The sequence below is a fragment of the Clostridium ganghwense genome (assembly GCF_026735165.1).
Taxonomy (GTDB): Bacteria; Bacillota; Clostridia; order Clostridiales; family Clostridiaceae; genus Clostridium_H; species Clostridium_H ganghwense.
Genome location: NZ_JAPQES010000004.1, coordinates 197,314 through 212,376 on the forward strand (window position 1 = coordinate 197,314; position 15,063 = coordinate 212,376).

Here is a 15,063-nt window from a genome sequence, read left to right on the forward strand (position 1 = left end):
TTCTCGTTTTATTAAAAGGGCTAATATTTTCTAGTTTCTTTTACATGGTCTTTAATATCCTGATTTGCTTTTATGACACTATCTTTCTTAGCAACCTCTGGAACTCCAACTCTCCACCATGATTCATAACCCTCAGTCATTGTTTTTGGAAGTACTTTTATATGGATTAAAGTTGACACTGTATCTTTCTTAACATTTTCTATTGCCTCTTTTAACTCTTCTATTGTTGTTACTGTATAAGCTTTTACACCATAGCTTCTAGCATTTGCTGCAAAATCAATAGGAACATATTCTCCTGTGAGTCTTCCTGTTTCTTTTGAACGATAGCGAAGTTCTGTTGCAAACATTCCTATTCCTTGACCATCTTGTAAATTACGTATACACTGGAAGCCTCCATTATCAAACAATAATATATTTATTTTGCAGCCTTCTTGTATACTTGTTACAAGTTCTGAATGAAGCATTAGATAACTTCCGTCACCTACCATACAATAAGTTTCTTTATCAGGCTCTGCCATTTTAGCTCCTAGAGTAGCAGCAACTTCATATCCCATACATGAGAATCCATATTCCATATGATAAGTCTTAGTTTTTTCAGGTCTCCATACCCTTTGAAGATCTCCCGGAAGACTTCCTGATGCACCAATTACTATTGCATCGTCACCTAAAGATTTATTTAACTCTCCAAGTACTCTTGTTTGCGATAAACCTTCTTCAAGTTCTATAGAATATAATCTATCTACTTCCTTATTCCACTCTTCTTTTACTTCTTTTATTTCACTTGTATATGATGATTTATATCCTTTTGATTGAAGAATCTCTGTTAATGCCTTTAGTCCTTCTCTAGCATCTGCAATTAAAAATTCAGAATCCATTTTAACTGCATCAAATTTATTAACATTTATTGCAAGAAACTCTGCATCAGGATTTCTAAAAGCCCACTTTGATGTTGTAGTAAAGTCTGATAATCTTGTTCCAACACCTATAATTAAATCTGCATCTTTCGCAATCCTATTAGCCGCTAAAGTTCCTGTAACTCCCATACCACCTAGATTTAGTTCATGATTCCATGGAAGGGCACTCTTACCTGCTTGTGTTTCAGCAAATGGAATATTAAATTTTTCAGCAAAAGCTTTTAATTCTGCATAAGCTTCTGAATATACTACTCCACCACCGCATATGATTAGTGGTTTTTTCTTTCTCATTACTAGTTCTACGGCTTTTTCTATTTCCCACTCTGTTGGCTTTCTTCTTTGTATATGATGAATTCTCTTTTTAAAGAATTCTACTGGATAATCATATACCTCACCTTGAACATCTTGTGGCAAGCACAATGTAACTGCCCCAGTATCTGCTGGATCTGTAAGAACTCTCATAGCATGTAATGCTGCTGTCATTAATTGCTCTGGTCTGCTAATTCTATCCCAGTATCTTGAAACTGGCTTAAATGCATCATTTGCAGTTACATTAAAATCATTAAATTGCTCTACTTGCTGCAAAACTGGATCTGGCTGTCTGCAAGCAAAAGTGTCTCCTGGTAGAAGCAGCAATGGAATTCTATTTACAGTTGCTGTTCCTGCTGCAGTTACCATATTAAGAGCTCCAGGACCTATAGAAGATGTACACGCAATTATTTCTCTTCTATTTTTCTGTTTTGCATAAGCAATAGCAGTGTGAGCCATTCCCTGCTCATTATTTCCTCTATATACAGTTAACTCTCCACTATCTTCTTCCAATGCTTGTCCCAAACCAACTACATTTCCATGTCCAAATATAGAAAATACACCTTTTACAAATTTATTTTCTTTACCATCTAATTCTACATATTGATTATCCAAAAATTTAACTAAAGCTTGAGCCATTGATAATCTAATAGTTTCCATATTCCCCCTCCTCATTGAATCCGAACATTTTATTTATCAGGCCAGATTTTAGCATCTTTTTCATTTACCCATAAGTGTTCAGGTAAAAATATTGGTGTAATATATGGATTACCATCTATATGTCTTATAACCCATATGTAATACATTGCATATCCTGGTGCAGTTGTCTGAGGATGAGTAGCATTATTAAGTATTTTTACTGTGTCATTATTTTTAACCTTAACTACATCTTCACCTAACTCTGAAAATCCGTATCCACCTTCTGGATTAAATTTGTAGAAATAAATTTCTGGTTGTGGATGATAATGTGGAGGATAACTTGACCATTTTCCTGGATGATCTACAACTTCCCCTACAACTAAGTTTGAATGTTTTGCATTTGAATAATCAAATACAGTTCTAACAATTCTTGTAGAAGCTTCCTTCATAGTTCCTTTACCACGCTCTTCACTTCTACAATCTTCTTTTGTATAAAGTTTTGCTTCAAATTCTGTATCATTAGTAGTTTTTGTTACACATATTTCTGTATCTTCAGCCACTCCTGTAAATTTAACTTGTACTTTTTTAGGAATATGTAAAACCCAAGGATTTTCATCGAAGCAAGATTCTCTCTTGATAGTTTCTTTGTGTTCTCCCCATTCAAGAGTTACTTCACCTTTTATTAATAAATATGAAGCTTCTTTTTCTTCTTCATAATCAGTTTCTATTTGACTTTTAGACAATCTTAAAATTCCGAAATCCATCATAGTATTATCTTTTTTTTCATCCATCGTTGTTATAGATGTATATCCACATTTAAACTCTTCATATTGTCTAATTCTCATCATGATAAATCTCCCCTTACACTTAAAATTTTATCTACTCTTTCTCTCTATAACTCTCTTGACCTTCTCTATAATATCCTTTGAAGTTAAATTATAAGTTTCTTTTAAATAATCTACTGGACCAACTTGTCCAAACATATCATTTATTCCAATTCTCTCTAAAGGTGCTAGCTCATTTTCAACAAGTACCTCTGAAACTGCTGAACCTAATCCATTAACTATACTATGATTTTCAGCGGTAACAATTGCCCCTGTCTCCTTAGCACAATTTATAATAGCTTCCTTATCTATAGGCTTTAATGTAAACATATTAACAACTCTTGCAGATATTCCTTCCTGTTCAAGCTCCTCAGCAGCCTTTAATGATTCTTCAACCATAATTCCAGTAGAAATTATAGTAACATCCTTTCCATCTTTTAATTGAACTGCCTTTCCTATTTCAAAAGTTGAACCATCTTCGTAAATTTTCACTGCATTCTTTCTAAGAAGTCTAAGATAAAATACACCATAAAGATTTGCAGTTTGCTTAACTAAATCTTTTAGCATTACAGTATCTACAGCTTCTAGAATAGTTATGTTAGGTATATTTCTCATTATTCCCATATCCTCAAAAGGCATATGAGTACCTCCATTGTATGCAGCTGTTACTCCTGGGTCACTGCCTATAATCCTAACATTTGCTTTTGCATAAGCACATGATAAGAAAACCTGATCAAAAACTCTTCTAGTTGCAAAAGGTGCAAAAGTATGTGCAAAAGGTATTTTCCCTGTTATAGAAAGTCCTGCTGCTGTTCCCATCATATTAGCTTCTTGTATTCCTAAATCAAACGCTCTATCTGGATAAGCCTTTAAAAAAGGTGTTATTCCCATTGAATTCATCAAGTCAGCATCAAGAACCACTATTCTCTCATCTTTCTCTGCTAACTCCATTAAAGTTTCACAATATGCATCTCTCATCAACTTTTCTTCTTTAACAATTTCTTTAGCTAAAACAGCACTCATTATTCTGCACCTCCTTCTAGTTCAACTAATTTCTTTTCTAATATAGCTATAGCTTCTTCAGCCTGTTCCATACTTACTGTCATATGGTGATTATTTAAAATTCCCTCTGCAAAACAGCATCCTGCTCCTTTTACAGTATCAAGTACAATTACTGAAGGCTTACCTTTAGCTTCTTTTGCCTTCTGAATAGCTTCATATATTTCTTTAACACTGCTGCCATCAATTTCTTGTGCATGCCAATTGAAGCTTTCAAATTTTGCTTTTATATCCCCCATATCATTAATATCTTTTAAATATCCATCAAGCTGCTGCTTGTTATAATCTACAAAAGTTATAAGGTTATCAAGTTTTTGTTGAGCTGCACATGAAACGGCTTCCCATACTTGTCCTTCTTGTATTTCTCCATCACCTAGAACTAAGTATGTGTAATTATCTTTTTTATCTAGTTTATGCCCAAGAGCAATACCTACAGCTGCTGATGAACCTTGTCCAAGAGAACCTGTTGTCATATCTATTCCTGTTGTAAGATTTCTATCACAATGGCTTGGAAGCTTTGTACCTGGCTTATTTAAAGTTTTTAATTGCTCCATAGGAAAATATCCTTTCATAGCCAGTGATGCATATATAGCTGGACCAGCATGTCCTTTTGAACATACAAGCCAATCCCTTTCTTCCCACTTAGGATTTTTAGAATCTATTTTCATAACACCACCATAAAGTACAGCTAACGTATCTACAATAGACATTGCACCTCCAAGATGCCCAAATCCAAGCTCTGCTACTTCCTTTATAGTTTCTATTCTTATTTTTATTGCAAATTTTTCAAACTCTTTTACCATTTCTTCGTTATTCATTACACACCTCCGTCTAAGTTATTAACTAATATGTATGAACAATGGAATTACATACTTTTATTCCATTGTTCACATTTTCGCACCATAAATTTATATGCAAAATTATTTGTTATATGCATTTTTCATAGCTTTTATCAAAGGCATTTCTACTCCTGATAAGAATCTCACCATTGCACCGCCTGCAGTACAAACATAATTTACATTGCTTAAATCCACATATTTTTGAGCCGCACTTACGGTGTCCCCTCCCCCTATAACAGAGTATCCTTTTGATTTTGCTATGGCATTCCATATTGCTTTTGTTCCATCTTCAAATAATTCTTTCTCATATACTCCAGAAGGTCCATTTACAAATATAGTTCCTGCCTTTAAAATTTCTTCTTCATATATCTCAATTGTTTTATGTCCTATATCCATACATAATTCATCTATTGGTAAATTATCAATAGATATTTCTTCTCTTTCTCCATTCTTTTCATAGGCTAAGTCTCTAGGAAATATTATTTTATCAGAATATTTCGACAAATATTCCCTTGCCGGTTTAATAAATACATCTAAAGACCTATCCTTGATAAATTTTTCATTGGCATCCCCTATTGAATATCCTTTTGCCATAAGCATTATATGTCCTGTTATACCTGATGCTAGAATCTTATCTGCTGTTCCATTCTCTAGAACTTGTTTCATCATGCCAAAAGCATCAGATATCTTTGCCCCTCCCAATACAAATACTGCTGGTTTATCTGGAGATTCCATTACTTTAGTAAGGGCACTTAACTCTTTAAACATCAGAAGTCCCGCTGCTGTTGGAAGAATTTCTTGAAATGCTACCATAGAAGGTGCATTTCTATGTGCTGCTGCAAAAGCATCATTTACATAACAATCTACTAATGGTACAAGATTTCTTACTAAATATGTGTTAAGCATTTCTGATGGTTTTAACTTAACATCATTTTCAAAGGTTGAAACTTCTTCTGTCAGATATCGTAAGTTTCCTAAGATAACTAACTCGCCTTCGCTTAAATTCTTTACAGCTTCTTGTGCTGCAGGGCCGCAAACATCATCTACATACTTAACTTCTCTTCCTAACTTTTCTGTTAACTTCTCTGAATGCTCTTTTAGTGATATTAAATTTTTATAATCTAAAGTATCACCTTGATGAGCTATAATAGCAATCTTTGCATTTTGATTTATTAAATAATTTAATGTAGGTAAACTTTTATCTATCCTATTTTCACTTACAATCTTTTTTGTTTTAGCATCAATGGGAGAATTTATATCAAGTCTTACTAAGACCGTTTTTCCTCTATAATCCACTTCTTCAATTGATTTTATTCCATTAACTCTTACTTCATCCATTTTCCCATCCCCAAATATTTATTTGTCAATGCTACTGCTTCCAATCTATCAGTCTGCATTCCCATAGCTGCTCTTATAGCATCCATATTTTCAGGAATAACGACTGCTTCTTGTGGTATATTAATTGCAAACATAATATCCTTTCCTGATTTAACTATTGTATCTTCCCAAATAGCTATTTCATACATATCTCCTCTTGGATTTCCTAAGTCTCTTGCATATTTGAATAAGGAAGCATTTCCTAAGAATCCTTCATCGGTACTTACCACTCTAATTCTTGGATGATTTCTAAATAATTCTAAAGCTTTTTCCTTTGATATATCTTCTTTTGGTGTTGCAACAACAGTAATAATGTGACCATGAGTTACCGGAGTATGTATTAGAATTCCAGTAGCTTGAACCTCTGGCATAATTGTCATCAAATCTACAGCTTGATGATTTGGAGCCTTATCTACTTTCAATGCATTTGTTAATCCTCTGTGATAATCTCCTGGATCAGCAACACGTCTTATAATTGTAATTGCCACTTTTTCTATCCCTGCTTCTCTATGAAGACAGTCAACAGCTCTAATTAATCCTGTTGTATTACATGAAGTAAGTTTTAAGAATTCTTTATCTAAACCTTTTTCATAATTTGCATATCCATGGAAAAATACATCTGCTACATTATTCTTTTCTCCTCCTTGAAATACAGCTTTTTTACCATATTTCTTATATACCTCTTTATTTTTAGCTCCTATACCAGCACTTGTGGCATCAAGCATAATATCTACCTTCTGAACTAAGTCTTCTAAAGTTCCTGAAACAGGTATACCTTCTTTTTCTACAGCTTCTCTATTTTCTGGAATAGCAAGATATAAATCATAAGGCATTCCTTTTTCTTTTAAAGCTCTAACAGGTAATGTAACTCCAACATCAGCAACTCCTACAAGTTCCATATCCTCTTGAAGAGCTACACCATCTGCTAATCTTTGTCCAATTACTCCATAGCCTGCAACTCCTACTTTAATTTTTTCCATTGTTAAATCCCCCTATCTAAAAATATATTTATTTAAATTTCAATAAAATTCATATTTAAATATCTATGATGATATAACTTAATTTGATTAAGCTTTAACCTTTGCTTTTGATTCAGCACGTCTTCTTAAAACGTCTACATAAACAGCACCTATAATAACAAGACCAATTGCAACTGTTTGTAAGTCAGCAGATACACCTAAAAGATTTAAACCATTTCTTAAAACTGAAATTATCATGGCACCAATTAAAGTTCCCCAAATTGTACCTGAACCACCCATAAATGATGCTCCACCTATAATACAAGCTGCGATAGCATCTAAGTCAAAATCAAGACCTGCAAGTGGGAATGCTGCATTAACTCTACCTACCAATATTAAACCAGCAAGACCTGCCATTGTACCGCATAATGTATAAACTACAATTAATGTTTTACTAACATTTACACCTGATAATCTTGCAGCTTCTGAGTTACTTCCTACTGCATATATATGTCTACCTTGAGCAGTTCTATTTAAAAATATATGATATCCAACAAAAACTATTATTACTAATAGAAAACTTACAGGCACAGGGCCTAAAAATTCAGATCCTAAAAATTGAATTGATTTTGGGAATCCTGATATAGGTGATGCTGCTGTAACCATAAGTGCAAGTCCTCTAGCAACATTTTTCATACCTAAAGTTGATATAAATGGATGTGGAAGGTGTAATTTAGTAAGTAATAATCCATTTATTAATCCTAAAAAAGCTCCACAACCTACACATAAAAGCATAGCTAAAAATGGATTAAGTCCTGCTTTTAAAGCTACCCCCATAACACATGTTGACAATGCTAGCATAGAACCAACAGAAAGATCGATTCCTGCTGTTAATATTGCAAGCAGCATACCAGAAGCAATTAAGCTATTAATAGCTGATTGTCTAGCAACATTCATTAAATTCTTCAAAGTAAGAAATTTAGGAGATGCAATAGTTAAAACTATACAAAGTAATATCAAACCTAATAAAGGACCAAATTTACTAACAATATCTCTTATTGAATTTCCATTTTTTTCTGTTGAAAATCTTTCATTTTTTATTTCAGTATTTTGCATTTAATTCCCCCCTTAATTACTTGCCGTAGCAGCCTTCATAATATTTTCTTGACTCAAATCTTCTCTATTTATTTCAGCAGTTAGCTTTCCTTCACTCATTACTACTACCCTATCACTCATTCCAATTACTTCTGGTAATTCTGATGAAATCATAATTACTGCAACACCCTCTGAAACCAGCTTATTCATGATATTATAAACTTCTACCTTAGCACCTACATCTATACCTCTAGTAGGTTCATCAAATATAAATATATCAGCATCTGTATTAAGCCATTTACCTATAACTACTTTTTGCTGGTTTCCTCCACTTAACTGTCCTGCCATAAATGAAGGATTTGGTGGACTTATTTTTAATTTTTTAATATTATCCTCTGCTGATTTTTTCATTTCTTTCAAATTTAATAATGCATTCTTTTTAAATTTTTTATAACAACTAATAGCCATGTTAAAATCTATAGTATTCCCAAGTATCAATCCTTGACTTTTTCTGTCTTCTGTTAAAAATGCTATACCATTATTCATGGCATCTGTTGGTGTTTTTATCTTAACTTCCTTACCTTTAATATAAACTTTGCCATCATCTACTGGATCAGCACCAAAAATTGCTCTAACAACCTCTGTACGCCCTGCTCCAACAAGCCCTGCCATACCTAATATTTCTCCCTTTCTAAGACTAAAACTAATATTTTCAAAAACACCGTTTCTTTTTAAGTTCTCAACTCTTAATACTTCTTCTCCAATTTCAGTTTTAATTTTAGGAAATTGCTGTTCTAAGCTTCTTCCTACCATTAATTTAATTAATTCATCTTCTGTTAACTCTTCAACATCTAAAGTTTTTATTTTCTTTCCATCTCTCATTACAGTAACTCTATCGCAAATCTCAAAAATTTCTGGAAGTCTATGCGATATAAAAATTATTGCTATTCCTTTTTCTTTTAGTCCTTGTATTGTTCGCATTAATTCTCTTACTTCTCTTTCACTTAAACTTGAAGTAGGTTCATCCATAATTAATAATTTAGTATCTATACACAGTGATTTAGCTATTTCAACCATCTGCTGATGTCCCATTCCAAGTTCACCAATATTCATTTTAGGATCAAATTCTTGTCCTAACTCTTCAAGCACTTCCTTTGCTTTTTCAGTCATTTTCTTTACATCAAGCATCCCTTTTTTATTTTTAGTCTTAATTTCTCTACCTATAAATATATTGTCAACAACCTTTAAATCTGGAAGTATATTAAGCTCTTGATAAATAGCATTTATACCTAGCTGCATAGCATGCTTTGGGCCTTGAATAACTGTTTCTTTTCCTTCTACAAATATCTTCCCAGCATCATTTTTATATGCACCAGTCAATATCTTTATCAAAGTGGATTTTCCAGCCCCATTTTCACCAATTAAGCCATGAATTTCTCCTGGTCGTACTTCCAAATCTATTGAATCAAGTGCCTTAACTCCTGGAAACACTTTAGAAACACCCTTTAACTCAATAAGTGGTTGTTTCATCATAAACCACCTCCAATTTCTACCTTTAAAATAGCATTTCTTATCTAATAAATCACTTTACAAGTTTTTTAATTTATATACTTAATTACTTGTAAAGTGATTTTCATTTCTACTTCTCTATACTACTTACCTAATATTTTATTTAAATCTTCTTGAGCCTTATCAACACTATCTTTATCTATTAAGCTAGTTCCAGTATCTATTCTTGAATCAATTTTCTCTCCTTTAACTACTTTAACAGCTGCTTCTACACCTGTTTTACCCATGTTATATGCATTTTGTGCAACTGTTGCAGTAAGTTCTCCTGCTTTAATAGCTTTTAATGCATCTGGAGAACCATCAAATCCAACAACTACAACATCTGCTTTGTTTGCTTGTTTAAGAGCTCTAACTGCGCCTAAAGCCATTTCATCATTTGAGCAGAATACGCCTTTTACATTTGGATGTGTTTGAAGAAGATTTTCCATTACTGTCATAGCTTTATTTCTATCACTATCTGCAGGTTGAACCTCTATAAGCTTTAATCCTGCTGCTTCTATTTCTTCTTTTGCTCCATTTACACGTTGATCATGTGTAGCATCGCCAAGTGCTCCTCTTATAACAACAATTTCAGAACCTTTTTCAAGTTTTTCTCCTATATATTTACCTGCCATTTTTCCACCAGCAACATTACCAGTTCCTATAAATGACTTTTTCTTATCCCATTCAGCATCAGTATCTATTAAAAGTACAGGTATTTTTTGTTCATCAGCTTTATCAAATGAAGTTATTGCTGCACTTGGTTGAGATGGTGAGATAACTAGAGCAGATACATTCTTTACTATCTGGTCTTCCATCATAGAAGTTTGTCCCATAATATCAGTTTCAGCATTAGGTCCTATTACTTCTATTTTTACACCTAGTTCTTTAGCTCCATCTAAAGCACCTGCTTGAACTAATTTCCAATAATCACTATTAAGTGTTTTTAAAACAACTCCAATAGTAACTTCTTCTGATTTTTTTTCAGCACCTGCATCTTTACCAGCAGTTGCAGCATTTTTGTTTCCACATCCTACAAATGCTGAAGCTAGCATAGTAGAAATAATAATAGTTCCTAAAATTTTCTTAATTTTCATTAAATACTCCCCCTCATCCATATTTTCTCATTTTTTAATTATTTGTAGTAAGCTTGGCTACACTCTTATAAAATTCCCTCCTTTTTTATTTTTGGTATTAACTTTATAAGAATTACATAAGATTAAAACCTTTTCATACAATACAATATTTTAATCTTATGTTAATAATTAACTTTAGATAGTAAAAAGGATTTTTTCTTTTTTTATAGAATAATTAATAAATGTAATTTTTTTCATAACATATCATATTTTGTATCGGACCATGTTTATATTATACAAAACATTCTGAATATTTCAATTTGTAAACTTTTACTATTTGTTTAAATTTTAAATACTTTTACTATTTGAATATTAATAAATTATTTAAATCATACTACTGTATAAATCCTTGTTTTTATTACAATTACTGGATCCAAGCCTATTTTATTGAAATAAATTTATTAACTAATCTACTATTCTTAGAAAGGTGATAAAATGAAAATAAAAAAAGATATATTTGTAAAATTTAATTTAAACAGTACATTTACAAAACTTATAAGTTCATATTTAATTATCATTTCTGTTATTTTATTTATAGCTTCATTAACTTTTTATACAAATTATAAAAAACTAATTATTAAACAAGGGATTGATACTTCAACAAAAACTTTGCACCAAGCAGATTATTATACTAACTTTAATTTAAATTGGTCTAAATCTTTTCTTTACGAACTATATCTTGATAATGATATTCATAATTTAATGTACACCACCTCTCCAGAACTAAAGAAAGCTGGACTAACTAAGCTAAAGGACATAAGTTCAATATCATCTAACATAGATTCTATTTATATTTACAATAAAGCTAATAACTGTTTTTATTCTTCCTTAGATATAAAATTACAGCCCAACTATGAAAATACAATGGAAACTCTACTTTTAAATACTAAAGAAACCTTTAGCTCTAATTTTATTCCCAACAAAATAACGATTACATCCAAAGAAGGTAAAACAATAACTAAAAATATTCTTTCTATATTTTTATCTAATGTTGCTAGTTCTAATAATAAGCTTCCTGATGGAGCAATTATTTTAAATATTAATGCTGATATGCTTGGAAAATATTTTAAACAAAACTATGAAATTGATAATACTCTATTTGCAATCAATACTAAAGGAGAAGTAGTTTTAGATTCTAATCCTACTAAGTTTTTATGTAATATTTCTAGTAAAATTCACATAAAATCTATACTTAACTCACATAAATTAAAAGATAATTTTACTAGTTCTATAGATAATAAAACTTATTTTATTACCTATACAACTTCAAAAAATACCAACTTAAAATTTATAAATATTATTCCTTATGAGGATTTATTAGGAAAGACAAAAGAAGTAATGAATTCATTATTTTTTGTAGCTTTAATTTTATTTTTACTTGGAATTATACTTGCATATATTATGTCCAATAAGATATATGCTCCAATAAATAAAATAGTAAATCGTATGAAATCTACTAATGCCTTAAATAATAATTCTACAAACTCTAAAACTAAAAATGAACTAGAATACTTATCAGATGCAATAGATGATATATTATCTCAACCTGCTAGCCTACAAAGATTATCACTGGAAGAGATAGTTTTTATCAGAAAAAGATTCTTAAAAGATCTACTAGTAAATGATGCAAAAAATGTAATTGATTACAATGCTAAATTTAATGAATTAGACATTAAAATAGATATGGGGAATCTTATTGTTGTAGTTTTTAAAATTGATTTTGTAAAAAAACTCTATGATAAATATTCCACTAAAACTGATAGGCGATTGATTAGATTTGGAATAAAAAACGTAATAACAGAAATACTTTCAACTAACTATCAAACTGAAACTATAATTGTGGATAATACTATAGTTGCAATTTTAAGTATAAACCAAGAAATAGATAACACTATATTAGACACCATAATAAGCTGTAGTAAAAACATTCAAAATAATATATTTGAGTCTTTAAACATTTCCCTTTCGGCTAGTATAGGAGACTTTGCCAAAGATATATTTGCAATATCTAAATCTTATACTCGTGCTAATAAATATCTTAACTACACCTTTAAATATGGTTCAAACGCTATATTATATGAACATAAAATTTCTAAGGATCTTTCTACGGAATATAAATATGATGAAAATATAGAACGTGCTCTTTTTGAAGCTATTAAACTAGGGAAAATATCTAAAGTAGAAACTCAATTAGATAAAATGTTTAATGAAATATTAAACTATTATTATGATGATATGATATTAGCTATAACCAACTTAGCTATTAATTCGGAAAAATTAATTAATAATCTATATAATATAAACAACGAAAATTCATGTGCTAATATAAACAATTTTATTCATAATTTAAATAACCTTGAAACAATTGAAGATGCAAAACTCTGGTTATTAGATTTGTATAAAAGCGTTATTGATAAATTAACTAAGAAAAAACTAAACAAAACAAATGTGCTAGTAAATGATGTAAAAAAATATATTCATAATAATTTTTCTAATTCATCACTATCAATAGATGGACTTGCTGACCAATTTAATATATCTCCTAATTACTTAAGATCTATTTTTAAAAATACCGCTGGTAAATCAATTTCTAAATACATAGCTGATTGCAGATTTGATAAAGCTAAATCCTTATTAAACACTACAGACTTACCAGTTATTCAAATATCATCTAAAGTTGGTTATAATAATAGTAATTATTTTTACACTGCTTTTAAAAAAACATATGGTATATCTCCATCTCAATATAGGAAAATGAATAAAATAAGTTAATAAAAAAGCATGAAACATATCACATGGTGTGATGTTTCATGCTTTTTTATTATTTTAAATTTAGATATGAATTTACAGCAGTAAAATCAATATGCTTATATTTACTTAAAAACTCTAGTAACTTTGATAAAATAAATTTTATTCCTTCTTCAGAATCAGATTCTATATTTAAAGGCATTACAGGATCATGCAAGGATAATCTTAATAAAAACCATCCATCTCCCACTTCTTTATCACATGCAACACGAATCCCTTCATAATTGTTAGGTATAATGTGCCATCCTTTTTCAGTTTCACAATATGACTCTAAATCTTCTATTATCTTGTTTCCATAAGCTTTAAAGTCTTCAGATTTTATCTTCATTCTAAGTTCTAAGCTTTCTAGTGGCTCTTCTAATTCCTTAATAAGACTATGTAAGGATTTGTTTTCCTCTAGCTTAATCTTTGCCATTTTTATTAAAATTTTAGCTATTAAATAAGCCCCATCATCAAGAAAATAATTTTCTTTTAAAGCTGCATGTCCTGACGTTTCTATAGCCAAGCAACATTCTTTACCCTCTTTATTTAAACGAATAGCTTCATTTATAACATTCTTATATCCTCTTTTAAAACGATGATGAACTCCTCCCAGTCTTTCTTCAATAAACGTTTTTAACCCATTAGATGTAATAGAGTCTGTAACAATAATAGAATTAGGATGTTCCTCTAATATAACAGAAGATATCAAAGCAATTAAACGATTTCTATTAATTTCATTACCTTCACCATCCACTACAGCAGCACGATCTACATCTGTATCAAATATAATTCCTAAATCTGCATGGTTTTCAAGTACAGCCTTTTGAATAGAAGCCATAGCTTCTTTTTCTTCTGGATTAGGAATATGATTTGGAAATCTACCATCTGGCTCAATAAATTGACTTCCTGTAGTATCTGCCCCTAAAGGTTTTAAAACCTTATCTACAAAAAATCCTCCTGCACCATTACCTGCATCAACAATTATTTTAAAATCTCTAAGAGGTTTTAATTTATCTACAGGATCATTAACTCCTTCTCTTATTTTATTTACTAAAATGTCACAGTATACAGAAATAAAATCTATTATTTTAACTTCGCCTTTATTTTGCACCTTTGCGAAATCGTTTTCTTCGGCTATAGATAATACTTCTACAATATTTTCTTTTTCAACTCCACCTTCCTTTGTGAAAAATTTCATTCCATTTCTATTAAAAGGTAGATGGCTAGCTGTTACCATAATTGCTCCATCAAAATTATATTCTTCTAAAATTGTAGTCATAAACATAGCTGGAGTAGATGCCATTCCACAATCATAAACTTCACACCCTAAATCAGTAAGACCCTTTATTAACGCATTCTTAAGCTTTTCTGCTGAAAGTCTAGAATCGGTACCTACAGATATTTTTAATCCATTAAAATTTTTATTTTTTTTATTAGACAGCCATACTCCAAAAGAAGCTCCTATGATATTAACCACTTCTTCAGTTAAATTAACACTTTCTCCTTCAACTCCTTCTAACGCAACGCCTCTTATATCTGTTCCATTTCTAAATTTTTCCCACTTTATATCCAAA

Annotated in this window: 11 protein-coding genes; 1 reads left to right on the forward strand and 10 read right to left on the reverse strand. The window is 30.8% G+C overall.

Annotated features, from left to right (window positions below; translation table 11 throughout):
- Positions 1 to 20 precede the first annotated feature (20 nt).
- The 9 genes from iolD to OXH55_RS12185 all read right to left on the reverse strand — a co-directional run bounded on the left by iolD (position 21) and on the right by OXH55_RS12185 (position 10,660).
- Positions 21 to 1,883 carry a 3D-(3,5/4)-trihydroxycyclohexane-1,2-dione acylhydrolase (decyclizing) gene (gene iolD, locus OXH55_RS12145; RefSeq protein WP_268050247.1) on the reverse strand — a complete coding sequence of 621 codons (1,863 nt, stop codon included), beginning with the start codon at positions 1,881 to 1,883 and terminating at the stop codon, positions 21 to 23.
- 29 nt (positions 1,884 to 1,912) lie between these two features.
- On the reverse strand, positions 1,913 to 2,710 hold the full coding sequence (locus OXH55_RS12150; RefSeq protein WP_268050248.1) for a 5-deoxy-glucuronate isomerase: 798 nt from the start codon (positions 2,708 to 2,710) through the stop codon (positions 1,913 to 1,915).
- A 27-nt stretch (positions 2,711 to 2,737) separates the two neighbouring features.
- Positions 2,738 to 3,709 carry a transketolase family protein gene (locus OXH55_RS12155; protein WP_268050249.1) on the reverse strand — a complete coding sequence of 324 codons (972 nt, stop codon included), beginning with the start codon at positions 3,707 to 3,709 and terminating at the stop codon, positions 2,738 to 2,740.
- Complete coding sequence (locus OXH55_RS12160; protein ID WP_268050250.1) at positions 3,709 to 4,563, reverse strand: transketolase; 855 nt, start codon at positions 4,561 to 4,563, stop codon at positions 3,709 to 3,711. The genes OXH55_RS12155 and OXH55_RS12160 overlap by 1 nt, the downstream gene beginning before the upstream one ends.
- A gap of 102 nt (positions 4,564 to 4,665) precedes the next feature.
- On the reverse strand, positions 4,666 to 5,922 hold the full coding sequence (locus tag OXH55_RS12165; protein WP_268050251.1) for a phosphoglycerate kinase: 1,257 nt from the start codon (positions 5,920 to 5,922) through the stop codon (positions 4,666 to 4,668).
- The gene (locus tag OXH55_RS12170; RefSeq protein ID WP_268050252.1) at positions 5,910 to 6,941 is read right to left on the reverse strand and encodes a type II glyceraldehyde-3-phosphate dehydrogenase; all 1,032 of its coding nucleotides are present in this window, start codon (positions 6,939 to 6,941) and stop codon (positions 5,910 to 5,912) included. Before OXH55_RS12170 ends, OXH55_RS12165 begins: the two co-directional genes overlap by 13 nt.
- A gap of 87 nt (positions 6,942 to 7,028) precedes the next feature.
- Positions 7,029 to 8,036, reverse strand: coding sequence for an ABC transporter permease (locus tag OXH55_RS12175; protein ID WP_268050253.1), 1,008 nt, complete (start codon positions 8,034 to 8,036; stop codon positions 7,029 to 7,031).
- A 12-nt stretch (positions 8,037 to 8,048) separates the two neighbouring features.
- Complete coding sequence (locus OXH55_RS12180) at positions 8,049 to 9,548, reverse strand: sugar ABC transporter ATP-binding protein (RefSeq protein WP_336296776.1); 1,500 nt, start codon at positions 9,546 to 9,548, stop codon at positions 8,049 to 8,051.
- A 119-nt stretch (positions 9,549 to 9,667) separates the two neighbouring features.
- Positions 9,668 to 10,660 (reverse strand): sugar ABC transporter substrate-binding protein, encoded by a 993-nt coding sequence (locus OXH55_RS12185; protein ID WP_268050254.1) that lies wholly within the window; start codon positions 10,658 to 10,660, stop codon positions 9,668 to 9,670.
- Positions 10,661 to 11,134: 474 nt separating this feature from the next.
- Here OXH55_RS12185 and OXH55_RS12190 point away from each other — a divergent pair, with 474 nt between their 5' ends.
- A complete protein-coding gene (locus tag OXH55_RS12190; protein WP_268050255.1) occupies positions 11,135 to 13,471 on the forward strand; it encodes a helix-turn-helix transcriptional regulator in 2,337 nt (778 codons plus the stop codon).
- A gap of 49 nt (positions 13,472 to 13,520) precedes the next feature.
- Here the strand turns inward: OXH55_RS12190 and OXH55_RS12195 are convergent, their stop codons facing one another.
- Entirely contained in the window at positions 13,521 to 15,062 is a 1,542-nt protein-coding gene (locus OXH55_RS12195) for a phosphohexomutase domain-containing protein (RefSeq protein ID WP_268050256.1), read from the reverse strand.
- Between the last annotated feature and the right edge of the window lies 1 nt (position 15,063).

Excerpts from the sequence above, each read along its gene's own strand:
- OXH55_RS12155 (WP_268050249.1), bottom strand. The coding sequence starts at position 3,709 with ATGAGTGCTGTTTTAGCTAAAGAAATTGTTAAAGAAGAAAAGTTGATG.
- OXH55_RS12165 (WP_268050251.1), bottom strand. The coding sequence starts at position 5,922 with ATGGATGAAGTAAGAGTTAATGGAATAAAATCAATTGAAGAAGTGGAT.
- OXH55_RS12185 (WP_268050254.1), bottom strand. The coding sequence starts at position 10,660 with ATGAAAATTAAGAAAATTTTAGGAACTATTATTATTTCTACTATGCTA.
- OXH55_RS12190 (WP_268050255.1), top strand. The coding sequence starts at position 11,135 with ATGAAAATAAAAAAAGATATATTTGTAAAATTTAATTTAAACAGTACA.
- OXH55_RS12150 (WP_268050248.1), bottom strand. The coding sequence starts at position 2,710 with ATGATGAGAATTAGACAATATGAAGAGTTTAAATGTGGATATACATCT.
- OXH55_RS12180 (WP_336296776.1), bottom strand. The coding sequence starts at position 9,548 with ATGATGAAACAACCACTTATTGAGTTAAAGGGTGTTTCTAAAGTGTTT.
- OXH55_RS12175 (WP_268050253.1), bottom strand. The coding sequence starts at position 8,036 with ATGCAAAATACTGAAATAAAAAATGAAAGATTTTCAACAGAAAAAAAT.
- OXH55_RS12170 (WP_268050252.1), bottom strand. The coding sequence starts at position 6,941 with ATGGAAAAAATTAAAGTAGGAGTTGCAGGCTATGGAGTAATTGGACAA.
- OXH55_RS12160 (WP_268050250.1), bottom strand. The coding sequence starts at position 4,563 with ATGAATAACGAAGAAATGGTAAAAGAGTTTGAAAAATTTGCAATAAAA.
- iolD (WP_268050247.1), bottom strand. The coding sequence starts at position 1,883 with ATGGAAACTATTAGATTATCAATGGCTCAAGCTTTAGTTAAATTTTTG.